14 protein-coding genes, 2 pseudogenes and 1 riboswitch are annotated in these 25,064 nt (G+C 42.6%); of the genes and pseudogenes, 3 read left to right on the top strand and 13 right to left on the bottom strand.

The window, feature by feature from the left end; all coding sequences use genetic code 11:
- From H8Z79_RS14055 to H8Z79_RS14000, 12 genes and pseudogenes are all read right to left on the bottom strand, one after another.
- Window positions 1–152: pseudogene (locus H8Z79_RS14055) on the bottom strand (response regulator transcription factor); the annotation flags it as partial.
- Window positions 153–172: 20 nt separating this feature from the next.
- Window positions 173–586 (bottom strand): annotated as a pseudogene (locus H8Z79_RS14050) (hypothetical protein); the annotation flags it as partial.
- Window positions 587–946: 360 nt separating this feature from the next.
- A complete protein-coding gene (locus tag H8Z79_RS14045) occupies window positions 947–1,993 on the bottom strand; it encodes a virulence RhuM family protein (protein ID WP_118041236.1) in 1,047 nt (348 codons plus the stop codon).
- Between the two features lie 398 nt (window positions 1,994–2,391).
- Window positions 2,392–3,765, bottom strand: a complete 1,374-nt coding sequence (rlmD, locus tag H8Z79_RS14040; protein ID WP_187002906.1) for a 23S rRNA (uracil(1939)-C(5))-methyltransferase RlmD — start codon at window positions 3,763–3,765, stop codon at window positions 2,392–2,394.
- Window positions 3,766–3,770: 5 nt separating this feature from the next.
- Window positions 3,771–4,718: a 3'-5' exoribonuclease YhaM family protein gene (locus tag H8Z79_RS14035; protein WP_015540882.1), complete on the bottom strand. Its 948-nt coding sequence runs from the start codon at window positions 4,716–4,718 to the stop codon at window positions 3,771–3,773.
- Window positions 4,719–4,732: 14 nt separating this feature from the next.
- On the bottom strand, window positions 4,733–6,064 hold the full coding sequence (locus H8Z79_RS14030; RefSeq protein WP_118040680.1) for a S1C family serine protease: 1,332 nt from the start codon (window positions 6,062–6,064) through the stop codon (window positions 4,733–4,735).
- 244 nt (window positions 6,065–6,308) lie between these two features.
- Window positions 6,309–9,164, bottom strand: a complete 2,856-nt coding sequence (locus tag H8Z79_RS14025) for an ATP-binding protein (protein WP_118040682.1) — start codon at window positions 9,162–9,164, stop codon at window positions 6,309–6,311.
- A 43-nt stretch (window positions 9,165–9,207) separates the two neighbouring features.
- On the bottom strand, window positions 9,208–12,156 hold the full coding sequence (locus tag H8Z79_RS14020; RefSeq protein ID WP_187002905.1) for a hybrid sensor histidine kinase/response regulator: 2,949 nt from the start codon (window positions 12,154–12,156) through the stop codon (window positions 9,208–9,210).
- Window positions 12,157–12,161: 5 nt separating this feature from the next.
- The gene (locus H8Z79_RS14015) at window positions 12,162–14,012 is read right to left on the bottom strand and encodes an ABC transporter substrate-binding protein (protein ID WP_118040686.1); all 1,851 of its coding nucleotides are present in this window, start codon (window positions 14,010–14,012) and stop codon (window positions 12,162–12,164) included.
- 12 nt (window positions 14,013–14,024) lie between these two features.
- Entirely contained in the window at window positions 14,025–15,524 is a 1,500-nt protein-coding gene (locus tag H8Z79_RS14010; protein WP_118040688.1) for a response regulator, read from the bottom strand.
- Between the two features lie 9 nt (window positions 15,525–15,533).
- Window positions 15,534–17,696 (bottom strand): response regulator, encoded by a 2,163-nt coding sequence (locus tag H8Z79_RS14005; RefSeq protein WP_118040690.1) that lies wholly within the window; start codon window positions 17,694–17,696, stop codon window positions 15,534–15,536.
- Complete coding sequence (locus H8Z79_RS14000) at window positions 17,680–18,495, bottom strand: substrate-binding periplasmic protein (protein ID WP_118040692.1); 816 nt, start codon at window positions 18,493–18,495, stop codon at window positions 17,680–17,682. The genes H8Z79_RS14005 and H8Z79_RS14000 overlap by 17 nt, the downstream gene beginning before the upstream one ends.
- A gap of 224 nt (window positions 18,496–18,719) precedes the next feature.
- Window positions 18,720–18,795: riboswitch (cyclic di-GMP riboswitch) on the bottom strand.
- A 268-nt stretch (window positions 18,796–19,063) separates the two neighbouring features.
- Between H8Z79_RS14000 and H8Z79_RS13995 the strand changes: the two genes are divergently transcribed.
- Genes H8Z79_RS13995 through H8Z79_RS13985 form a run of 3 tightly spaced genes read left to right on the top strand, consistent with a single transcriptional unit; the run spans window position 19,064 to window position 23,566 of the window.
- Window positions 19,064–21,445 (top strand): endonuclease MutS2, encoded by a 2,382-nt coding sequence (locus tag H8Z79_RS13995; protein WP_118040694.1) that lies wholly within the window; start codon window positions 19,064–19,066, stop codon window positions 21,443–21,445.
- A gap of 16 nt (window positions 21,446–21,461) precedes the next feature.
- Window positions 21,462–22,163: a response regulator transcription factor gene (locus tag H8Z79_RS13990; RefSeq protein ID WP_072521490.1), complete on the top strand. Its 702-nt coding sequence runs from the start codon at window positions 21,462–21,464 to the stop codon at window positions 22,161–22,163.
- Entirely contained in the window at window positions 22,160–23,566 is a 1,407-nt protein-coding gene (locus H8Z79_RS13985; RefSeq protein WP_015540873.1) for a sensor histidine kinase, read from the top strand. The genes H8Z79_RS13990 and H8Z79_RS13985 overlap by 4 nt, the downstream gene beginning before the upstream one ends.
- Window positions 23,567–23,711: 145 nt before the next feature.
- On the opposite strand, the gene H8Z79_RS17640 is transcribed toward H8Z79_RS13985, so the two are convergent.
- Window positions 23,712–25,040 (bottom strand): N-acetylmuramoyl-L-alanine amidase, encoded by a 1,329-nt coding sequence (locus H8Z79_RS17640; RefSeq protein ID WP_118040696.1) that lies wholly within the window; start codon window positions 25,038–25,040, stop codon window positions 23,712–23,714.
- Between the last annotated feature and the right edge of the window lie 24 nt (window positions 25,041–25,064).

The following is a 25,064-nucleotide window of genomic DNA, read 5'->3' as shown; positions in this document are numbered from 1 at the left end:
CAAATGGTAACATCCACATTATTATCACTTGCAATTCTTTTCGCTTTTTTCACTGATTCTGCTGAAAAAACCTCATATCCGGATTTTTTCAGTGAGAATGTAATTCCACGATTTAAATTCTCATCATCTTCAACTACGAGTATACCTGGCATAGCATCTGCACCTCTCTTTATTAACTATTCATCTTAAAATGCTTCAATGCCTCCACAATTGCACTCTCTTTATCTTCTGGACACTGCGGTTGCCTGCTATCTTCATTTTTAGGTAAATTAGGACTTGGAACAAGTTCCAAGTCTGTCGCGGCAGTCGTCGAATTGCCCTGCAAGCAGTCCATTCTCCTCGTTGCAACGCGCAAATTCTTTCCAACCTCAATTCCGCATTTTCTCTTTACCTGTGAGATATACAGATTGGAAACCTTCATACCGGCATTATGTTCAGCCACATACTTCTTTATCTCATCATATGTAGCCTTAGTCTCTGCAGATGTTATATCCATATCATCAAGTTCAATCGTGACATTAATGTAATCATCCGGCTTTTGTTTCAGTTGGGACAAAAGAACTACCGTCTCCACATGGCACGATACCTTCTGATTGATGTCAGTTTTCGGGAACCGATCCAGACTAATATGAAATGTAGCAAAATATCTCCGTTTGTTTGTGGAAACATATCAACAAATTCTGTAGCAAAAAAGTATTGATACAATTCGCTATCCATATCACAGTCTGAACCTCGCCTGTCCACGGAAAAAGTTCAACTTTTTTATTCGTTTCTACTATTATAGTGATTCCAACATAAAAGTCAAATTTAACAGAGAACCGCCATCGTCTCCACCTTGTCTGTTCTTCGTACATAGAACAGGTCAACAGCTATTTTTCGCCACGACTGATGACCCAACTCCCATGCACTCGACCTTGGCAAACTGAAAATTTTAATGGCGATGCTACTACTTCTTCGCATTCTCTTCCAGTTCCAGCATGTACTTATCAAAGTCAGACATAAACAGCCTATCCTGAATAACACGATATTTTTCAAATTCGGTTTCGGCCTTTGCCTTGGCAATTTCAGCAGTGATTTTACCTGCATCCTGAAGGACCTCTCTGTCATCTGCCATCAGGAATAGATCCAGTCGCTTTGCCCAGTCCTCCATTGTCATCGGAATATGACGTTCCGCACGATCCTCTGCCAAATCCAGATAAGCAGATACAATACGTTCCAGTGAACGCATTTCCTGCTCACTCAAATAATTCTTTGCAACGCTCACATCGCTTTTTACAATCTTACCTTCCGGTGCTGCTGCCCAAGTGGTTAATCCCATATGTGGCTTATCAGCATCGGCACGTTCATAAATCAACTCCGCTGCTGTATGTCCGTGAACTGCATAATGCATCTTGTTTTGGACCTTTGCAAAGAACTGCTTTGTTGTTTTTGCTGTTCTGTCATAGTCAAGAGCTGTAGCATAGATATCCGTTATCTTCTGGTAAAATCTACGTTCAGAAAGACGGATTTCACGAATCTGCTCAAGCAAACGATCGAAGTATTCTACTGTAAGCACAGAGCCACCATTTTTCAAACGCTCATCATCCATAACCCAGCCTTTGATGGTGTAGTCCTTCACGATGCCATTGGCCCACTTGCGAAACTGTACTGCTCGCTCATTATTAACCTTGAATCCAACCGCAATAATCATTTGAAGATTATAATGCTTTGTATCACGAGTCACCTGACGTGAACCTTCGGTTTGAACTATTCGGAAATTCCGAATAGTTGCAGACTCTTCTAATTCACTATCTGCATAAATCTTTTTAATATGTTCATTTATCGTTGGCAAACCAACGTCATACAATGTGGCCATCATCTTCTGTGTCAGCCATATATTCTCATCCTCATAGCGCATCTCAATGCTGTCCTGCTGATCACCGATAGATGCAACATAAGTCAGGTATTCCGCTGCGCTGGAACGGATAGTAATTTCGTCTTTTTTCTTTTTCAAATAGAAGGCCTCCTTTAACGTCCCAAAATCATTATTCTGCCTGTGCATCAAAGGATTGTTTCACGATTTCCATGATTTGATCTAACTCATCCTGATGCTCCATAAACAATTCTACATCGCCATTTTCCCAACGTCCTAAGCCAGTAATATCTTTGCAAATACCATTAAGCTTACTTTTCTTTCAGCATATTTCAACTTTAGTTTACCTTACTATATTTCTAATAATTTTTCAATTCAAATCCGCGCAAAATAAAACCTCTATCGTTTGCAAAGGTGTGCACTTTTAAACGATAGTGAATCGACCAGTTTCCTCAAGCCATAAAAATAAGGGCTTCTCCAGAGCCGCTCGTATCTTTCAACGATAAGCTCTTGAAAAGTCCCTATTTACTAGCTTTGATTTATTCAAGAGTGTGCACTTTTGAAAGTAAAACAACCGTCTCCACATGCACCGTCTGAGGGAACTGGTCAACTCCACAGACTTTTTTTAACTCATATCCATTGTCACATAAAAATCTCAGATCCCTCGCCAATGTTGCACTGTCGCAGCTTACATATACCACACGTTTCGGCTGCATTTTCAGGATCGTCTTAAGAAGCATTTCATCGCATCCCTTTCGTGGTGGATCGACTACGATCACATCTGCATACACGCCATTTTTCTCATATTCACGCGGCAACACTTCTTCTGCCTTTCCGACAAAGAACTCTACATTGTCAATTTCGTTAAGATGTGCATTTCTTCTGGCATCTTCAATAGCCGCCGGAACGATTTCCACACCACGGACAAATTTGGCCTTCTGCGCAAGGAAAAGCGAAATGGTTCCGATTCCACAGTAAAGATCCCATACTGTTTCCTCTCCATGGAGGTCCGCATATTCCAGTGCTTTGGAATACAGCTTCCATGTCTGATGCGGATTTACCTGAAAGAAGGACAACGGCGAAATTTCATAAGAAATATCTCCGATCTTATCTGTAATGTATTCTTTTCCCCAGATTGTTTTAACCTTGTCACCGAGAATTACATTATTTCGTTTTTTATTGATATTCAGGGAAATACTTGTCATGCCCGGAATTTCGCCAAGCTTTTCCACCAGTTCTTTCTGATGCGGAAGATCCTGCCCATTGATGATCAGACAGACCATCAGCTCTCCGGTAAAAAATCCGTAACGGACAAAAATATGGCGAACCAGACCTTTTCCGGTCATTTCATCATAAGGAGCAATGTTATACTTTTCCATATGTGCGATCACACGATCCAGAACTTCTTTGTTCTGCGGAATCCCGAGTGCACAGTCACGATTCTCAATAATGGCATGTGTACGGCCTGCATAAAAACCGGTCACGATCCTGCCTTCTTTATTTCTTCCGACCGGAAACTGAGCTTTATTACGGTAGTGATACGGCTCGTCCATTCCGATCAGCGGCTCCATCGGAAGCTCCTTAAATCCACCAATCCGTTCCAGATGTCCGCGAAGCTTTTTCTCCTTAAAAGCTTTCTGCTCTTCATAGGAAACAGCCTGCAGCTGGCAGCCACCACACTGACGGGCAGACGGGCAAATCGGCTCTACACGATATGGAGATGGTTTCAGAATCTCCATCAGGCGTCCGTAACCGTAGTTCTTTTTTGCTTTCATGATTTTGGCTGTAACTGTATCTCCAATGACTGCGTCCTTTACAAAAACAGTGAAGCCATCAGCTTTGCCAATGCCTTCACCGTCTGTTCCGCAATCCACAATTTCTAACGTAACAATGTCATTTTTACGATATTCCATGAGGATCAAACGTCTCCTGTTCTTCTCAGATTTGATTCAAAAAGTCTGTTATATCCAAGCCATTCCTTCTTGCCCTTGTCTGCTGCAAAAATCTCTGTCAGCGTCTCCATCCGGGCATCTGTATTATCCGCAAGATTCAGCGCAACTGCTTCTGCAAGTGCAGGTTTTTTCGGTGAACCATACTCCAGTTCTCCATGATGCGCCAAAATGCAATGCACAAGCTGATTTTCCAGTGTTTCAGGGAAATTCGGAATTTCTTTTGCCAGATCATGGATCATCTGTGCCCCGATGATAATATGTCCAAGAAGCTGTCCTTCATCTGTATAATCATTTAAAGGAAAAGAAGAAAGTTCTTTTGTCTTGCCGACATCATGAAGAAGTGAAGCAGTGATCAGCAGATCTCTTTTGAGCAGGGGATAAGCATTTGCCATGTAATCACAAAGCTTCGTAACACTTAAAGTATGCTCCATCAATCCACCGATAAATCCATGATGAACCGTCTTTGCAGCAGAATGTTCCTGAAAAGATTTCAGAAATTCTTTATCTTCCACAAAAAGTTTATTCAAAAGTGCGGACAGGTATTCATTTTTTACTGTTTTGATCATGTTTAAAATCTGTCCGTACATGTCATCTGTACTGTTTTCGCTGACAGGAAGATAATCAGCCGGATTATACTCTCCTTCGGAAGCCTTGCGGACTCTTTTAATATTCAGCTGCATTGCTCCTGCAAAAGTCGTAACGTCTCCCACTACATCAATATAATCCAGTGTGTCAAAATCATCAATTCCGAGAGAATTCGGATCCCAGATTTTACCGTCCAGTACACCTGTCTTGTCCTGCAGGATCACATTATCGTACGGCTTGCCGTTTTTTGTCATTGCTGACTGTTTCTGCTTGCAGAGGTAGATTCCGCTGACACGGTCTCCCTCATGTAATTCATTGATAAAACGCATATATTTTTGCCTTTCTATTTTTCCTTTATTATTACATTCAATTCTACGTTCACATATGTACCATAAGAATTTCTACGATAGATCTCAAGTTTGACTTTTGATTCTCTGTTCAGACTCTGAAGCGTCGAAGAATAGTCATCCATAGACCGGATCTCCTGTCCGTCAAGTGTATGTACAATATCACCGCTTTGAACACCGGCTGCCATTGCCGGAGAATCAGGTTCAACTGAATCCACATAGATGCCATCCGGAAGTTCCAGATTTTCTACCTGGTATTCTGAAATCGTTGCTCCATGGATTCCGATATAACAGATATCGTCTCCATTCGCCATACCCTCCAGAAGCGAGCGAAGCTGCGTCGCCTCGATTGCACGGATCACACTGCTGTTCGCATCTTCCTGTCTGCCGCAGATGATCCCGACTACATCTCCTGCCATATTCAGAAGAAGTCCGCCTCCTTCTTCACTTCCCACCATATTTGTCGTCAGCATTCCATATTCTTCATCTGCCACTTTCATGGTGCCTGTCACAGAAGTAATCATCCCACTGACAAGGGAATCATAATCTCCTGTCGGACTTCCCACTGCGATCACAGCATCCATCAGTTCTATGTCATCGTCTCTTGCGAGTGCCGCCTGTGGAATATCTTTTACTGTTGCATCTTTTACATCTGTAAAGGGAATCCGGAATACCAGAAAACCGGTGCGACTGTCACTCTTGCAAAGCGTAGCATCTGCCATATCTCCATTTGAAAATGTCACCTGAAATTTCCCGGCATCATTCATATTGTCAGAATACGTCATGATGTAAAACGCCTCATCATTTTTGAGGAAAACAAATCCCTCTTCTTCACCATATTTCAAAAACGAATCATCCAGAAGATCTGCATCATTTCCCAATGCCAGAATTCGCACCAGTGCCTTACGCGGTACTTCTGCCACATTTCGCACCTGCTCTGCCCATGCATCATCTGCTACCATGTCCTTAACAGCTATGTCTTCTGCTGTGGACGACTGAGCTTCATTCTGACCGGATACCTTCGTATTAGCCATCCCTTCTCCTGTTTCTGTCTGCTCCTGTTCTTTCCGACCAGCCGGTACTTCCGTAACAGCCGGTACCAGGGTGACTTCTGTATGATGATCTGTCGAATCTTCAATCGTTTCAATCACTCCCGGCAGAAATAATGCCACAGTTCCAACCGCACAGCCGCCAAAAATCACACCACATACAGCTGCAGTCAGAAATTTCTTAACAGGGCTTTTTCTGTCTGTCGGACGTTCCTTAATTGTCTCTTTTATAAAAGAATAATTCTCCGAGGATGGTTTCTTATCACTCCGCTTAACCATAAGAATCCTCCTATAAGTTCAAACCTGATAATTCATAAATTATTTTAGCAAAATTTTATGAAATTTTTATGAACAATTCTTTTCGATTTTTATCATGTTTCATCAAGTGCATTTTTCCTTATATTTACGGACTGTTCGGTACTTTAAAATCGTATTTTCAAAGAGAGCCCTCGGAGTTCGCACCTCCGGGGGCTTTTGCCTGTATTTCTGTGTCTGCGGATACTGGCTGTCGCTTTTAAAAAAGCTATTGCCTTATAACTTCCGCTAACATCGACAGCAACTTATCAACCTGGATCGGCTTTGCGATATGACCATTCATTCCGGCTGCAATAGCCTCTCTCTTATCTTCTTCAAATGCATTTGCTGTCATTGCAATGATCGGTATGCACGCTTTATCCTTATCTGGCAGGTTTCTGATTGCCTGCGTTGCTTTATAACCGTCCATTTGGGGCATCTGGATATCCATAAGGATCATATCATATGTTCCTGTTGGCATTTCCATTATTCTTTTTACGCACTGAATACCATTCTCCACACGCTCTGTCTTAAGGCCGGCACGCTCAAGGATTGCCTCTGCAATCTCCGCATTCAGATCATTATCCTCCGCCAGAAGGATATTCCTGCCTTCAAGGATTTCACTTCCTGTTCCGGACTCTTCAATGTACTCTTTTACATAATAGCTTTCATCCGCTATCCTGTGCTTTAATGTAACTGTAAAAGTGCTGCCCTTTCCAAGTTCACTCTCTACATTTATTATTCCACCAAGCAGCTCAACATATTTCTTAACGATTGACATCCCAAGTCCGGTTCCTGCGATTTTGCTCTTTGTGGTGTTCTGCTCACGTGTGAATGCTTCAAAAATCTTTGTCTGATAATCCTGACTCATACCGATTCCGGTATCACTGACACTAATCCTCACTATCATGTATCCAGACTCATCACAAGATAATTCATCTACATCTACCATAACAGAACCACCGGCCGGAGTATATTTTATGGCATTGCTGAGGATATTGACGAATATTTCTTTTACCTTGGTAACATCTGTCAGTACATGCTCATGTTCTACATTCATCGCGTAATGAAGCACAATATTCTTTTTCATTGCTTTTTCATCAAACACTGCAAACAAAGACTTCCAGACATCTTCAATCCGGCAGTAATTCTCATCAAGCTCCATCCTTCCACTCTCAATTCTGGCCATATCCAGTACATTATTTATGATTGACAGGAGAAGAGTTCCTGACTGCTGTAGTTTTTCCAAATGCTCTGAAGTTTCAGGCAGCCCTTTTCCTTTCAGCTCATCCTCCATAAGCTGTGCATAACCAAGAATTGCATTCATAGGAGTACGGATGTCATGTGACATATTGTTAAGAAAACGGGTCTTTGACAGACTGGCATCCTCTGCTTTTTTCAAAGCGATTTCCAGTTTGTCATTGAGCTTTTGTGTATCATTTGCCGCAAGCTTTGCAACAGCTTCTGCTTTCCTTGCCTTCCGTAAAAGTACGAAGATAATACTAATGATGCTGAGTGCAAAAAATCCTATGGCGACAAAAAATGCAAACATATTGTCTTTTACAAAGTCCCAAAAAGTCACCTTGTCTGCTGTACTGTCATAGATAGCAAGTGCGCTTGTAAGCATGTCAGACGGCATGGCCTTTAAAGTTTTATTCAATATCGATAAGAGGGTTCCTTCTCCACCTCTTACTGCAAAACACGCTTCCATTGTTTTGGTAAGTGGAACACTCTTGAAATCTCGATTGTTATCATACTTCAGTGCCTGACTGGTTCCTATGAGAAAACAGTCTGCTTTTTCATTCATGACCATATCTGCGGCATCCTCAAGCGAATCATAATCTACCAGCTTCCATTGCGGATAACCGAAAGCAATATGCTGTTTTAAGGCGTCTTTTTCCTTTGGTACAGCTACTGTATACACCCTGTTCTCATCAAACTTTCCCTCATCCGTTACCGCCATCAGGCTGTAGGTCCAGGCTGTGTTTGTAAGTGCATACCCGTTTTTTTCTGCGAAATCAGGATTTCTGCCGGCATAAAAAACTACATCAATCTCACAATTCTGCAGAGCCTGCGTCATTTCGTCATAGCTGTCATATTCCTGCATATAAAATTTCAGTGCCCGATTCCCCAGACAGTCTTTGGCATAAGAGGTATATTCTGCCAGCATACCCATAAGTTTTTCAGTTGCTTCGTCCCTGTAAAAGATTGCCGGATCATTATTCAAAAATCCTATACGGATGTCACCATGCTCTTCCAGCCATGACTTTTCTCCGCCTGTAAGGCTCTGGTTATAATCAAGCGTAAAATACTTCTTATACAGGTCTGCCTTAAAAAAAGGACTATCCTGTTCCAGCTGGCGCATAGCATGATCCAGCTCCGTCTTGATGTCACTGCGCTCTTTATTTATTGCAAAATATATGCCTGATTTGCCGATCGTGCTAACGGATGCTATTCCCTGTTCAGACCAGATGGATTCTTCCAGAGATACAAAACAATCAATCTCATGATTTGCTAATTTCTTTTCGACATCATCATTATTGTACACATTTACATGCTCTGTATGTATGCCATTCTTATTTTCCCATTCTGTCAGCATGATTTCAGGTTCTGTATCTATGAGCACACCTACACGTTTGCCATCCATAAACTTGAAATCAGACGTCCCAATATCCATATTTGACAGATCAGCATAAAGGATATATTTTTCCTCACCCATCGGTTCATCTGAAAAAAGCATCTTTTGTGTACGTTCCTCGGTATAAGAGATATCACCCATGATATCGATCTCACCATTTTCAAGCTTATCAAAACAGTCAGACCAGTCACATTTCACATATTCAAATTTCCATCCGGTATAGCCTGTCAGAGCCTGCATGAGCTCGTAGCCATAACCTCGTCTGACGCCGTTTTTATCAACATAATCAAAGGTATCCTCAAATGAACCGACACGAATGATCTGTGACTGCTTTTCATCGTTATCCGCCTCAGCAGCCCGGCAAGGTACTGTCAATATCATCCATATTACTAAAACCACAAATATACCTGCACATAGTACGGTTGATTTTTTTTTATTATTATCCATATTTTTTGTTTCCTTTATTTGTGGGGGCTAATACTCCGGACAGCTAATTCAGGTTTCTCTGCAGGGTGCTGATCAATTCCTCTATGACAATTGGTTTGGACAGGAACCCATCCATACCGTATTCCAGTGCTTTCTTTCTGTCTTCATCAAAGGCATTGGCAGTCATGGCAAGGATAGTGATTCCCGACAGTGCAGGATCATCCAACGCACGGATCTGCTTTGTAGCTTCATATCCGTTCATTACCGGCATCTGCACATCCATCAGCACCAGATCATACTTACCTGATGTTGAATTTTTAACTTTCTCCACTGCCTCTGCTCCATTTTCTGCGGTATCAACCAGGAATCCATATTCATTAAGGATCTCCACCGCAATTTCTCTGTTCAGTTCATTATCTTCCACAAGCAGTATACATCTGCCTCTGAAATCTGAACCTGCTGCCGGAAGAACCGAATCTTCTGGTTCAGACTGACTCTGGCCGATGGCAGTCATCAAAGTTTCTCTGATATCCGACATGAACAGAGGTTTCGCACAGAATGCAGTCACTCCTGCTGCCCTGGCCTCTGCTTCGATATCAGACCAGTCATAAGCAGTCAGGATAATGATCGGTGTATCATCACCAAGGCTGCGGATCTGACGGGTGACCTCTATCCCATTCATATCCGGCAGACGCCAGTCGATGATATAAGCGTGGAATGCATCTCCCAGTTCCATAGACTGTCGTGCACGCAGAACAGCTTCCTTGCCGGAAAGTGTCCATTCCGAACGCATTCCAACCCTCACAAGCATTTTTGTCACGCTGTCACAGGTATTAAAATCGTCGTCTACAACCAGCGCCTTAAGGCCTTCCAGTTCAGCAATCTTCTCTATACGTTGGTGCTCAGACTGAATCCGGAATGGCAGACGAACAATAAATTCGGTGCCTTTGCCCTGTTCTGTCTGAACCTCAATGGTTCCGCCCATCATATCCACAATGTTCTTAGTGATGGCCATGCCAAGTCCTGTGCCCTGGGTCCTGCTGACTGTGGAAGTACGCTCCCTCTCAAAAGGAGCAAAGATCTTCTGTACAAATTCCTGACTCATGCCGATTCCGTTATCCTTTACCCGGATCTCGTACAGCTCACTGCCTTTCTGTGTTCCAGGACGCTGTCTGATCCGGACAGAAACGGTTCCTCCTGCAGGTGTAAATTTAACTGCATTTGACAAAAGATTCAGCAACACCTGGTTCAGACGCGTCTTGTCACAATAGACATCCTCATTCGTAATATCCATTGCATCCATATAAAGTTCCAGCTGCTTCGCATGAATCTGCCCACTGATGATCGTCTTCAGGTCATGAAGTACATCCGACAGACTGACTTCTGTTTCTTCCAGATGAATCTTTCCACTCTCAATCCGGCTCATATCCAGTATATCGTTGATCAGTGAGAGCAGATGGTTACTGGAAGAAAGAATTTTCCCAAGATAATCCCGTACTCTTTCCTTATCATCAATATTACTTACAGCCAGTGTAGTAAAACCGATGATTGCATTCATTGGTGTCCGGATATCGTGAGACATATTGGAAAGGAAAGTACTCTTTGCCTTATTTGCTGTCTCTGCAGCACGTACTGCCTCAGAAAGTGCCTGATTCATATTCCTGTCAGAGGTACGGTCCGACATAACCAGAATATATTTCTTCTTCCGGTTCACCTCACTGCCCATTGCCACAATATGAAACCAGCGTCGTTCTCCTGTTTTCTGATGAAGATATTCAAAATCCCATTCCTGCTGTTCCGAAGTCTGGATTCCCTCCAGATAATTCTTCTTCGAATTCTCAGAATCCCATGGATGCAGTTTTCCCAGAATATAAATATCCTTCCGGATCTGTTCTACCGTAAATCCCATCAGTTTTTCCACATTCGGGCTGACATAATCTGCCTGATATGTTTTGGCGTCCAGCATCAGGAAAACATCATCCACATTCATTGACAGCTTTTGAAACAGCTCATCCCTGTACAGGATCTCTGTATCTTTTCTCCTGAGACTTGCCCTGCTTTTTTGAATAATAAAGCTGATAAGTAAAGCGGCAATACAGAGCACAACCACACTGACAAGAAGCATTGTACTGCGCTGCAGACTGTTCATACTGGCGTTGACGATATTCTCCCTTACAAGTCCCAGAAACATCCAGTCCTGGATATCCGATTTTTCATAGACCAGATAGTAATTCTCTTTATCCAGATTCACCAGCATCGCATCGGTACGTCCTGCTTTAAACTTTTCCGAAAGCTCATTGATTTCTTTTTCGGACATGTCTGAATGTTCTCTCAGAACGCCAAAGAAGTTATACACGTTCCCCCATGACTCAGAAGAATGATCGACCACAACACGGCCATCCGGATGAACAGTAAAACTCTGAGCATCTCCATTGAAGGCAGAAATATCCAGCACATCTACAATATCAGAATTTTCATACGCAATGGCAATTGCATCATATTCAAATCCCTGATAGATTCCATGCGCCCTGGAAGTGGCAAAAACAAGCAGCTGAGATTTTCCGGGAACTGTTGCATTCGCGATAACATCATTTCCCTGCCGGATCTCCTCTTCAGTATTTCCCTGTAATCCAAGGTACCCGTTTTCCCCTGTTGCCGTCTTATAGTTCCCGTCAGCTGACAGAAAAAAGAATTCCAAAAAGCCGGCATCTTCCTGCGCTTTCTTAATATAATCACGAATTTCATCTTCGCTGGAAATATTCTGCAGATTCTCCCCCCACATATGAAGATAGGTCAGGTTCTTATCTGTCAGTTCCCTCAGCATGTTATCAGACTGATGAAAAACTTCCGTCAGATGAGAAACACTTTCCTCATAAATAGTTTTCGACACAAATCTGGAATACCGGAAAACCAACAGAACAATTCCCAGTAAAACAGCTGTAAAGACAGCTATCTGGAATCGTTTTCCCATGACAGGTTTCTTTCTGCCTTTATTATGATTCTTAATATCCATTCTTCTCACCTCAGAGTCATGTAGTCTTCAGGCTCTGCAAGAATGGCATCACCATCTGAAATATGTCCTGTCCAAGTATCTTTCACAGTGGTATCTCCTCCCTCAAACACAATATTCTCATCTGCAGGATAAGCTTCCATATGTTTTGGTGTCGCAAGGCAGGTTACCGTAAAAGTATCCTCGTCCTGAACTTTTTTTCCATCTTTTGTAACTTTGCTCAATGTGTAACCATCATCTGTTTCTTTGACTTCCACGGAAATGCCACTGACCACAGGCAGAGAGCCCCGGTTAAACGGAGTAAATCCGCCCTCATAGCCTTCTACAAAGTTTTTAACTGTCTCTTTCAGTTCGGCTCCGCTCATCTTGCTGCTGTAAGCCGAAAGACCATTTGGCATGATCATGTCTCCCGCCATTTTTTCTGTATAGCCGGCTTTCAGCACATTTCCCGTAAAGCTGTTTCCGGTTGCGATCAGCACATCCGTCCCATAAATGCCACGCAGAGTGTTTGCCATAACAGAATATGCCGTGTTCCCGCCGCTGCTATGAAAACGGTTGGAATAAGATTTCTGTGAATCCAGCACGATATCCTCAGAAGCAGATTCTTCTTCAAGAAGCTGCGTGTTAAATGACTCATAGGCCTGCCCTGCATCATATTCTCCTGAGATCATCTTAGACACCACATCCCTGGAAACGGAGAAAAAGTCATTTGATGCAATGCGGATATACATATGGTTTTCTTCGATCACAGGTTTCACATCCTTCAGGTATTCTGTAAGCTTAAGATCCACATCCTGACTGTAGCTTAACAGATCCTGTCCATCATAAACAATCCTGTTCTGCGCATCCGCTGAAAGCATTGTGTTCAGCACCTTCATTGCTTTCTTTCTGCGTGTTTCATCTTTTGTCAGATCACGGTTTAAAGCCACCTGAAAATATGGCGTAGTCATAATCCACTTTTCGCCGTTCTCCTGAAAGAATGGAAGAAATGTCGTGTTTATGCCCTGATCCTGAAACATTTTTACACCGGCAGAGCTGCCAAAGTACATGGCAAGCTTGCCACTTTGATACATTTCAACTATGTCATCATAATTCATATCCAGATCATCCTGACTCAGACCGGTATCCTGGATAAACTGCTCCATACGTTCAAAAGTCTCCGGCCAGACTGTACTGTCCAGACCTTCTCTTTTTGTGTTATCCGGGTCACTGTAGGCAGTACGCCACTTACGTCCTTCTACAGAAGACAACTCTGATGCTGACAACCCCTGCAGTGTCTCCATACAGGTATAATCATAATAATAGTCTGCAGTAAAGCCACGAATACCCACTTGTTCAAATGCCTGGCAGGCAGAGACAAAGCTTTCATAATCTGCCGGAAGAGGAATATCATACTTTTCAAAAAGGTCTTTGTTCACTACAAAACCATGCGCATCCGCACACACCGGAAGCCAGTTTACGCTTCCATCCTCATTCATAAAATTGCTGAGATAGGTATCATAGACAGCACCTGCCTCATTGGTTGTGGAAAGATCCATCAGGCTGTCTTTCAGGGGACCTGCATCATGAAGTGAAAAACGACAGCAGGTTATAATATCCGGCAATCCGCCATTTTCATTCAGAAATCTGTAGAAATCAAGATCGTTATTGCCTACAACAAATTCAACATTGATATCCGGAAGCTGTTCCTGAATGTATGGTGCATATTTTTCATACAGATTTGTGCTCCATAAGTACACTGTGATTGTTTCTGCATCTTCTTTCTCCGCACTTTTACTGCCACATGCTGACAGAAGTGATACGGCTATCACCATTGCCAAAAGTACAGCCAAAACTCTGTTCCATTTTTTCTTTTTCATTACGAGTCCTCCTTAATTTGCCCTGTCAATATATCCAACAATTCCTATAAAGCCGTCTTTCTTTAATGAAGACCACAACGTATGCAATTTCAGATTATACAGCTGACGGTTATTTTCCACCTTCGCTTCTATCTGCACAGAAATTTCTTTATCTTGAACAGATGTATGATCCAGTAAATCTATGATATGTTGAACATCTTCTTCACTCACTTCGAACTCTTTGAATACATCAAATTTGGAATCAACTCTCTGATATAGTGTCTGCTGATTTTCATTTATTATAGTCAGCAGACCTGAAACTGCATTATAATCAACAGAGTTCCTGCCACTGTTTTTCTTAAAGAAATCTATCTTTTCCTGCATGACTTTGATGAGATGCTGGGAATAGTTTTTGCGCGGTAAAGATTTTTCACTGAGAATTTCATTAGAGAGCCTCTGTGCTTCATAATACTGTTTACTATCATCCGTCTCGTTGCTGAACATTTTGAAAAGCCGGGGGCTTAGCTCTTTCAAACACTTAAGAAGGATTGGATTAAACTGGCCGCACTGTCCATCCAGGATCATTTTGATTGCTGTATCATGATCGAATGCTTTCTTGTAACATCTTTCACTGGTAAGTGCATCATAAACATCAGCAATCGATACAACCTGCGCAGAAATCGGTATCTCTTCACCTTTCAGTCCATCCGGATATCCCTTTCCATCCCATCTTTCATGATGCCACCTGCAAATTTCCCATGCAGTATGCACCAGCGGCTTTTCTTGTGGTAAGTGCATATCCTGAATTATATCTGCTCCAAGCTTACTATGAGTTTTCATGATCTTAAATTCTTCATCCGTCAGTCTTCCTGGTTTATTCAGTATTTCTTCCGGAATATAGATTTTACCGATATCATGAAGTGAAGATGCAGTTGTGATCAAAGCAATATCTGCTTCTGTCAGATGATAGACGTCCGTTATTTTTATCAGTTGTCTCAGCATCATTTCCGTTGCTGTTTTAATATGCAGGATGTGTTCCCTGCTCTCACTGTTACGGGATCCCAGAATACTGCTTAGAATTCTGATCATAATATTATTATTTTCTTCTTTTTCATAAATCTGGTCTACAACCACATTGACCAGATGATTTTGGTTTGCATAAAGGCTCAGCGTGTTCTGAACCCTTTTCTTTACAATAACAGAGTCAAACGGCCGTGTGATATAATCTGTGATTCCCATCTCATATGCTTCTCGCATAGTATCAACAGATTCTTCAGAAGAGATCATAATTACAGGAGTCTCTTCAATACACTGACTTTCTTTCATTATTTTCAGGACTTCAAAGCCGTTCATCTGTGGCATATTGATATCCAAAAGCATCAGATCAATCCCAATATTTTCTCCTATTATCTGGATTGCCTGATTTCCATTTTCAGCTTCCAGATAATTATAAGTTTCTCCGAGAATCTCCTTCAATATATCCCTGTTAAATTTTGAATCATCTACAATCAGTATTTTTTGTCTTTTATCCATATTTTTTCATCACTCCACCAATCTATGAATTACTTTTATCAGTAATTCTACGTCAACAGGCTTAGCAACATGTTCATCCATTCCTGCTTCTTTTGCTCTTATTCTGTCCTCCGTGAAGGCATTTGCTGTCATTGCAATGATCGGTATTTTCTTAGCATCCTCTCTGTCCATAGAACGAATCATTTTCGCTGCTTCATAACCATTCATTACCGGCATCATGATATCCATAAGAATTACATCAAATTCACCGGGTTCACTTTTTCTGAATAACTCAACGGCTTCCTGTCCATCCCATGCTTTGGTCACCTCAACACCTTCATTCTGAAGCATAAATTCTGCAATTTCCATATTCAGATCATTGTCTTCCGCCAGAAGAATGTGCAGCCCGCGGATGGAAGCTTCTGTTTTTTCTCCAGTTTCAACTTTGCTGTCCCTGTCTGTATCAATCCGGAATGGAACCCTGATCACAAATGTCGTCCCTACGCCTTCTACACTTTCAAAGGTAATCGTTCCACCCATTTTCTCAATCAGTTTCTTTGCAATCGGCATTCCCAGACCTGTTCCGGCAAATTTTGTGCGGCTTCCTGAATGTTCCTGTGCAAATGGTTCAAAAATGTGTTTTTGGAACTCTTCTGCCATTCCGATTCCGGTATCCCTGCAAACAAATTCCATTATCGTCATTTCTGGCTGTCCGGATGGAATTTCAATGCAGCTGATATAGATATATCCGTTTTCTCTGTTATATTTCATCGAATTGGACAGAATATTCATCATCACACGTTTCACATACCCCGGACTTCCCATAAGATCACGATGTGTGATTTCTTTTTTCTCCCATACAATCCGGATATTCTGTTCTGCTGCCATCTGCTCGATCACAACAAATACTTCCCTGGAGATTTTGCTCAGATTAAATGGAATCTCTTCCAGAACGATTTCACCTGACTCAAGCTTACTCATGTCCAGAACATCATTTACCAGTTCCAGCAGCAGATTGGATGCCTCTTTCACCTTTGTTCTGTATTCTGTCTGTTTCTCCATATTATCTGCATAATGTTCTGCCATATTGACCAGACCGCAGATTCCATTGATCGGAGTTCTGATATCATGGCTCATTCGCTGAAGAAACTCTGTTTTTGCCTCATTGGCAGCTTCTGCCTTTTTTGCTGCTGTCAGAAGTTCTGCCTTATATTTTTCATCTTTTTCCTGTTCCAGTTTCTGATGTACCTGATTGGTTCTGTGACTCCAGAATAAGAATATACTGAATATCAGAAAATAAAGAAAAACAACACCTGCTACACTTAATGGAAGGTTATGAAACACTTCAGTGTCCGAAAGATATGCATAAATATAATAATCCCGCTGCTTCAGCATGATCCCGTAACATCCGGTTCCTTCATTCTTCAAATGATAAATGTGCTGACTGTCTGTATGCTTTTTCATTGCCTGAACGACCTCGTTGCCGGCTGTATTCTGCCCTAACATGCTCTCATCATTGCTGGCAACAACTGTTCCATCATCTGCAACAATAATCGTTCCATCCTTCTGGACACTATAGCCGTTTAAAAGCCCCTGTATCGTCAATGTGTAGTTTCTGACAAATTCCGGAGATGTATAATAATAAACAGCAACGATACCCGGTGCATCTTTTCTGGCACAGGCTGCAATGTCGATACGTGACCCGTCTTCTCTGATAAAACGTTCCGAATAAGATCTTTCTTCATATCCGGCAAAATCCATGATAATTTCTTTTTGCAGATACTCCGTAATCTCATTGGCAAGAGATTCATCCGTGCTGTATTCACAGTCCGTCTTTCCTTCTTTATCCAGTACAATGATACCATCCACCCAGAGAGTCTGCAGATTTCCTTTCAACAATTCCCGGCTCAGCTGACCGCCGTTTTCTGTTTCCATGTTAATATTTGTACTCATCTGTCTGGCACTTTCAATAGCACGGAGAAGGCTCTTGGATTCCGAAGATTCATTATAATGGGTGTAGGTAGAACACTGCACTTTGACATAATTTACAATCTCCACCATTCTTTTCTCTGCTTCCGCTTTTTCTGCGTGGAAAAAATAAAACAGAGAGACTACAGCCACACAGATTCCAATCAGACCGCCGATCAGCCGGATTCGTTTTTCTTTTTTCTTTCTCTTAATATCCAAGATCATCCACCTCCAGATACTTTTCCGGATCATCCAGATATTTTCCAACAATTTTCAGAGTCGTGCCGTCCTGCCGCATTTCTTCCAGAGTCTGGTTCATCTGCTCACAGATTCCTCTGTCATCATCTTTTGCGAAAGCAACACCTATTCCGGTGAGCATCAGAGGTTCTTCCAGGATACGGAAGCTTGCATCATAATCTTTCATATACTGGACAATCGATTCCTCATGTGCGGCAGCTGCATCTACATATCCTTTCCCCAGGAACGTATAGATCAGCTCTCTGTGTCCAAGACTGATCAGATTTCCCAGTTTTGGAATTCTCTCATCTGTCCGGTTCAGAAAGATGCTTTCCGGTTTGGTTGTGGACTGAACAGCCAGGTTCTTTCCCTCCAGGTCACTTAGTTTATAGATATCACTGTTCTCATTTACAGCAACCACCTGACGGCTTACTATGTACGGTCCGGCCCATCGGTAATCATCAAGGCGTCCTTCCATGGAAAAGCAGCCCATGATACAATCAATCTCTCCGCTCTCCACCAGTTCTTTTTTCTTCTCCCAGTCAATCTGGACAACATCCACCTGATATCCCATTCTTTTGAAAGCTTCTGCCGCCAGTTCTACATCTATCCCCGTAGGCTCACCATCTTCATTCAGATAATTGTATGGCGGATAGTTGTCGCTGCCAAGCGTGATGACCGGCTTTTCGATTTCTTTATTTCTGCTGTCTGTATTTTTACACCCTGTCAGGGTGACTGCTAAGATTCCCACAAGCAGAATACCTGCGATCACTCTTTTTTCTTTCATTTCTTTTCCATCCCTGCTATTTTTTTGATTTTCACATTATTCTCTCTTCCCGATAAAATCATGATGATTACGTCTGTGAAATAACATCATAAAAAGAACAAAGCGGACAAGTCCGCTTCAAACTCCCTGAACCCCTCAATCTTTGAGGGACTTGTTACGCTTTGCGCGCCAGATGCAGTCTGCTTACATAAAAAAACACCGTCTCACAGACAGTGCACCTCATTTTATGCAACTGGCTGCCATTTTACAGGCCCTGTAGCTTTGCGTCCCAGACTTTCATCTGGTTTGCCGATTTCCTTATTATAACTTTTTAACGTATGCCAAAAAACTACTTTTATTATACCTTAATGCTATACTATACACAAGGAAAACCCTTTTCTTTTATCATACTGCCTTTTCTGCCATAACACAATAGATTACAGTTCGACACTTTTCGACAAGTATTTCTGAAGAGTCGGATTTTATGAAGTTTTTATGAACAAAATTTCACATTTTTCTTTTCATTCCTGCCTAAATCATGTAGAATAGAAACTGGTAAACTAAGCCAATTCAGCAACGAGGAGTTATTATGAATCAAAAAGCACTTAATGCATTGGAATATCCAAAAATCATAGAAAAGCTTACAGACAAAGCTTCTTCCTATATGGGTAAGCAGCTCTGTAAAAATCTGGAACCCTCCACCGATCTTGAAAAGATCCGTCTGATGCAGATTCAGACGAAGGATGCCCTGACAAGACTTTTTCAGAAAGGCTCTGTTTCTTTCGGAAGTGTCAAAGACATACGTGGTTCCCTGAAACGTCTGGAACTCGGAAGTTCTCTCGGTATTCAGGAAATTCTTGCTATCTGCGCTCTTCTGGAAAATACTTCCAGGGTTAAAGCATATTCACGTAAAGAGCGAAACGATCTTCCGGTCGATTCTCTGGATGGTATGTTTGATGCACTTTCTCCACTGACCCCACTCTCTGCCGAAATTCGCAGATGTATTCTTTCTGAGGATGAGTTCAGTGATGATGCAAGCCCGGCACTTCGCCAGATCCGCCGCAATATGAAAATCACAAATGACCGAATCCACACACAGCTCACTTCACTGGTAAACGGCGGTGTCCGTACTTATCTGCAGGATTCTGTCATCACCATGCGAAACGGCAGATACTGTATTCCGGTCAAAGCCGAATATAAAGGTCAGGTTCCCGGAATGATCCACGACCAGTCCTCCACCGGTTCTACACTTTTTATCGAACCAATGTCTGTTGTTAAATTAAATAATGACATGCGTGAGCTGGAATTACAGGAGCAAAAAGAAATCGAAGTGATCCTTGCTGATCTCAGCCAGCAGATTGCACTGGAACAGGAAACTATTTCACTGAACCTCAAGATCATGGTACAGCTTGATTTCATTTTTGCAAGAGCTGCACTTGCCATGGACATGAATGCCAGCGAACCGATTTTTAACGATGAAGGACGCATCAATCTCAAAAAGGCCCGCCATCCACTCATTAATAAAAAGAAAGTTGTCCCAATCGACATCCGGCTCGGCGACACATTTGACCTCCTTGTCATCACAGGGCCAAATACCGGTGGTAAAACCGTATCCCTCAAGACAGTCGGCCTTCTGACTCTTATGGGGCAGTCCGGGCTTCATATTCCGACACTTGACCGCAGCGAACTTGCACTTTTTCATGAAGTTTATGCGGACATCGGTGACGAACAGAGTATTGAACAGTCCTTAAGTACTTTTTCCTCACATATGACCAATATTGTTTCTTTTCTGGATAAAGCAGACCGTCATTCTCTCGTACTTTTTGATGAGCTCTGTTCCGGAACGGACCCGACAGAAGGCGCTGCACTTGCCATCTCCATTCTCTCTTATCTTCATGAGCGTGGAATCCGAACCATGGCAACTACTCACTACAGTGAACTGAAGGTATTTGCCCTCTCCGCTTCCGGTGTTGAAAATGCCTGCTGTGAATTTGATGTAGAAACCTTAAGCCCGACCTATCGTCTCCTGATCGGTATTCCGGGTAAAAGTAATGCCTTTGCAATTTCCTCCAAACTCGGCATTCCTCAGTCCATCATTGAAAAAGCGAAAGAACAGCTCAATGAACAGGACGAGTCTTTCGAAGATGTCCTGACTTCTCTCGAAGAAAGCCGTGTCACAATCGAAAACGAACGCACGGAGATTGCACAGTACAAACAGGAAATTGAAACACTTAAGAAACAGTTAGAAAGCAAACAGGAAAAACTGGATATTCAGAAAGACCGCATCATCCGTCAGGCAAACGAAGAAGCTCACAAGGTTCTTCAGGAAGCAAAAGATTATGCAGATCAGACCATGAAGCTTTTCCATAAATTTCATAATGATTATGTAGATACGGCGGCCGTGGAACGCGAACGCCAGAAACTTCGCCAGAAACTCAATAAAACAGAACAGAAGATGTCTCAGCCGGCTGCCAAAAAGAAGCCAAAGAAAGAACTCACCGCAAAAGATGTCCGTCCGGGTGATACCGTACGTGTACTCAGTATGAATCTCAAAGGTACGATCAGTACACGCCCTGATTCCAAAGGATATCTGTTTGTACAGATGGGCATCATCCGTTCCAAAGTCCATATTTCCGATCTTGAACTGATTGATGAACCGGTGATCACTACACCATCTCTTTCCCGGACCGGAGCCGGAAAGATCCGCATGTCAAAGTCCGCAAGCGTTTCCACCGAGATCAACCTTCTCGGCAAAACCGTTGACGAGGCAATCGCAGAGCTGGACAAGTATCTGGATGATGCATATATCGCACATCTGAAAACAGTACGAATCGTTCACGGTAAGGGAACCGGCGCACTTAGAAAAGGTGTACACAATTACCTGAAACGCCAGAAACATGTCGCATCCTACCGTCTCGGTGAATTTGGCGAAGGCGATGCCGGTGTTACGATCGTAGAATTCAAAAAATAACAGAAAGGCGAATACCATGGTAACAAAACAGAAAATCTTAATCGTAGATGACGACAACAACATTGCTGAACTGATTTCTTTATATCTTACAAAAGAATGTTTTGAAACCAGAATTGTAAATGACGGAGAACAGGCACTGAAAGAATTCAATACTTTTCATCCTGACCTGATTCTGCTCGACCTGATGCTTCCGGGAATCGACGGTTATCAGGTCTGTCGCGAGATCCGCCACAATTCCGACGTTCCGATCATTATGCTTTCTGCCAAAGGAGAAACTTTTGACAAAGTTCTCGGTCTGGAACTTGGTGCCGACGACTATATCATCAAGCCTTTTGACACAAAGGAACTGGTTGCCCGTGTGCGCGCCGTTCTCCGTCGTTTCAAGGTTCGTCAGCCAGCCGGTAACCCTGATGAAAAATGTGTAAGTTTCCCGGATCTGACGATCAATCTCACCAATTATTCTGTCACCTATATGGGCAGACAGGTGGATATGCCGCCAAAAGAACTGGAACTGCTCTATTTTCTGGCAGCCTCTCCAAATCAGGTATTTACCAGAGAGCAGCTTCTTGACCATATCTGGGGATATGAATATATTGGCGATACCCGAACCGTAGACGTACACATCAAACGTCTGCGTGAAAAAATCAAAGATCATCCGCAGTGGAGCCTTTCCACCGTCTGGGGCATCGGTTATAAATTTGAGGTCAAAAACAAATGAAAAAGAAACTGACATCGGTATTTTGGGGCGTATATATCCTGCTTGGTGTACTCGGATTTTTTGTGGTAACATACGTGGGCTCCCATCTTCTGGAAAACCAGCTGGAAAAATCCATCAGTTCCGATATGTATCAGACTGCGCACCGGATTGCCGAAAGTGATCTGGTCAGCCACATCATTACCTCTTCTGATATGGATGAAATCCGAAACGATCTGTCTCTTGCCACAGGTAATGATACGATTATCTGGATCATTAACAGCAACGGTCAGCTCATCCTGAGTACACGCCAGGATATTTCTCCTGATCATCCGATTGATCTGGATGGTTTTAATCCGGCTTCCTGGGGAAGCAACTATTACCAGATCGGGAACTTCTATGGTTATTTCCCGGAAACTCGTTTAAGTACGATTGCTCCGATCACTAAAGATATGAATATTAAAGGATATGTTGCTGTTCATTATCTGATGAGTGACCTCTACCAGAGCCGCAGTGGTCTTTTGTGGATCATCCAGCTTCTGTATATCATCACTTATCTGGTTGCAGCAGTGCTCTTTCTGTGGTACAGCCGGTATATCCGCCGTCCACTGAGGGAAATCACAAAAGGTGCTTCAGAATTTGCAAACGGAAATCTTTCTTATCAGATTCCCCTTGATTCCGAAAATGAAATGGGTTATCTGGCAAAAAACCTGAACTACATGGCTGATAAACTGAATCGCAGCGGAGAATACCAGAGACAGTTTATTTCCAATATTTCCCACGATTTCCGTTCTCCGCTTACCTCTATCAAAGGATATATAGAGGCAATGATTGACGGTACGATTCCTGTGGAAATGCAGGAAAAGTACTTAAAGATCATCTCATATGAAACAGAGCGTCTGGAAAAGCTTACCCGCGGGCTTCTGACTCTCAACGAACTCGATATTCAAAAACGTATGCTGAACATTCAGCCTTTTGATATCAACGGTGTAATCAAAGCAACCGCAGCTTCCTTTGAGGGTTCCTGCACCAGCCGTAATATTCTTCTGGAGCTGATTCTGTCCGGCAGGGAGTTGCTGGCACAGGCCGACATGGAACAGATCCAGCAGGTTTTGTATAATCTTCTCAGTAATGCAATCAAATTCAGTCCGGATAACTCGACGATTACGATTGAGACCACCGAAAAAAACGGGAAAATTTTCGTTTCTGTCAAAGATCACGGAATCGGAATCCCGAAAGCAAGTATTCATAAAATATGGGAACGTTTTTACAAAATCGACCGATCCCGTGGCAAAGACCAGAAAGGCACCGGTCTCGGTCTGGCAATTGTCAAAGAAATCATCAAAGCACATGGTCAGCATATCAATGTTATCAGTACTGAAGGTATCGGCACCGAATTTATTTTTACTTTAGAAAAGGCAAAGTAGTGCCACATGCCCAGTTTATGCGGGTTTCCAGTTTTTATTTGTGACCAACGTGTGACTAACCAGAATATTCTAATGCTTTCAAAGATGATACAATATTTCTCCGGCAGACGGGTACCTGCCGGAGTTTCTTCTTATTATAATATCGTCAAATTGCAATCAGATCTTTCCATGTGTTCTCTCCGCATTCTCCATCTACCACCAGTACTCCATTTCTGGACTTCTGGTACTGTTTTAATGCATAAATGGTATTTGCATCTGCTTTTCTGGATAAGCTCAGTGCTTTTCCGTTCTTTCCTTTGAATCCTCTTGCAATCAAAATCTCCTGCAGTAACAGGACTGATGTTCCTTCACTTCCAAGTTTTACTAATTTTGGCTCAAACATATAACCGGCTTCTTTCGATGTGGTTGTTGATGGTTTTGTGCTAGTTGATGGTTTTGCAGTGGCTGATGCAGTTCCATTCATATACGCTGCCGTCTTATGTACAAAGCTTGGCCAGAGCCCTTCATCCTGGATCCGTCTAGGACAATGTTTCCTGGATGCATCGTAATGACGTTTCAGACGGTCCGTTCCCCATCCATACTGTTTCAGGAGATACGCCGCCAACTGCTCCGCTTTATCTACTGCTTTATAGTAATCTGATTCCGGATTCACACAGATCTCGATATTGATAGAGTTCCGGTTCGTGATTCCGTACTTTCCTTTTCCATCTCCGACAGCCCAGGCACCATCACTGTGTTCTAATGTCTGATAGATACTTTCAGAATCCACATAATAATGGACTGTACCGGCAAGGTTTCCATTCTTCATGGCAAGAGCATGTGCTCTGGCATTCGCTCCTTTGCTCCAGTTGTCGGTTTCGTGAATCACAACATAGGCAGGTTTGTTCTGACCGATATAGCAGTTCTTTTTGCTGATCATCTTCTTGATGTTTACTTTCACTGTGTTCTCCTTTTCTGTTGTTCCAGATGTGACTGCTAAAATATTGTTCAGGATAGCAATAATCTTACTTCCATAATTCTTTCCGGCAGCCCATCCATAGTGCTTTGGATTCTCCTGAATCCCGAGATATTCCACATACTCCGCACAGCCTCTGGTCACATAAGTGTATCGTGGATCCACGACAGTCTGTTTCAGTCGGCCAATAGATCCATACGCCTGCAGGTGCTGGATCTGCGCCCGGACACCAATCTGTGGAGTCTTGAAGCTATTGCCTTTTACTCCATTCCTGGTCACACCCATACCACAGAAGTTGTTCTGATCCAACGTCACTGCTGAACCTGAGAATGTGAAGTTACCGGTTTCCAGGCAGCTCTGAGCAAAGGCAATGTCGCCTCTTACTCCCTCAACTGCTCCTTCAGAAATGTACAACGGAATCATCTTGATAACCGAATCGGGCACCTTTGGATTAACTTTTTTGATATAGGTCTGCATCTGCGTTACGGTAGCTGCAGCCTGTCCCATAATCTTTAGCATTTGTATTCCTCCACTAAAAAGAGG

It is taken from the genome of Blautia intestinalis (assembly GCF_014297355.1).
In the GTDB taxonomy this organism is placed as follows: Bacteria; Bacillota; Clostridia; order Lachnospirales; family Lachnospiraceae; genus Blautia_A; species Blautia_A intestinalis.
The sequence above is the reverse complement of the archived record's forward strand: the minus strand, read 5'-3'. Positions and strand labels throughout refer to the sequence as shown.

What these genes read in the sequence shown, in the direction of transcription:
- rlmD (WP_187002906.1), bottom strand. Translation starts at nt 3,765, where the DNA reads ATGGAATATCGTAAAAATGACATTGTTACGTTAGAAATTGTGGATTGC.
- H8Z79_RS14035 (WP_015540882.1), bottom strand. Translation starts at nt 4,718, where the DNA reads ATGCGTTTTATCAATGAATTACATGAGGGAGACCGTGTCAGCGGAATC.
- H8Z79_RS14030 (WP_118040680.1), bottom strand. Translation starts at nt 6,064, where the DNA reads ATGGTTAAGCGGAGTGATAAGAAACCATCCTCGGAGAATTATTCTTTT.
- H8Z79_RS14025 (WP_118040682.1), bottom strand. Translation starts at nt 9,164, where the DNA reads ATGGATAATAATAAAAAAAAATCAACCGTACTATGTGCAGGTATATTT.
- H8Z79_RS14020 (WP_187002905.1), bottom strand. Translation starts at nt 12,156, where the DNA reads ATGGATATTAAGAATCATAATAAAGGCAGAAAGAAACCTGTCATGGGA.
- H8Z79_RS14015 (WP_118040686.1), bottom strand. Translation starts at nt 14,012, where the DNA reads ATGAAAAAGAAAAAATGGAACAGAGTTTTGGCTGTACTTTTGGCAATG.
- H8Z79_RS14010 (WP_118040688.1), bottom strand. Translation starts at nt 15,524, where the DNA reads ATGGATAAAAGACAAAAAATACTGATTGTAGATGATTCAAAATTTAAC.
- H8Z79_RS14005 (WP_118040690.1), bottom strand. Translation starts at nt 17,696, where the DNA reads ATGATCTTGGATATTAAGAGAAAGAAAAAAGAAAAACGAATCCGGCTG.
- H8Z79_RS14000 (WP_118040692.1), bottom strand. Translation starts at nt 18,495, where the DNA reads ATGAAAGAAAAAAGAGTGATCGCAGGTATTCTGCTTGTGGGAATCTTA.
- H8Z79_RS13995 (WP_118040694.1), top strand. Translation starts at nt 19,064, where the DNA reads ATGAATCAAAAAGCACTTAATGCATTGGAATATCCAAAAATCATAGAA.
- H8Z79_RS13990 (WP_072521490.1), top strand. Translation starts at nt 21,462, where the DNA reads ATGGTAACAAAACAGAAAATCTTAATCGTAGATGACGACAACAACATT.
- H8Z79_RS13985 (WP_015540873.1), top strand. Translation starts at nt 22,160, where the DNA reads ATGAAAAAGAAACTGACATCGGTATTTTGGGGCGTATATATCCTGCTT.
- H8Z79_RS17640 (WP_118040696.1), bottom strand. Translation starts at nt 25,040, where the DNA reads ATGCTAAAGATTATGGGACAGGCTGCAGCTACCGTAACGCAGATGCAG.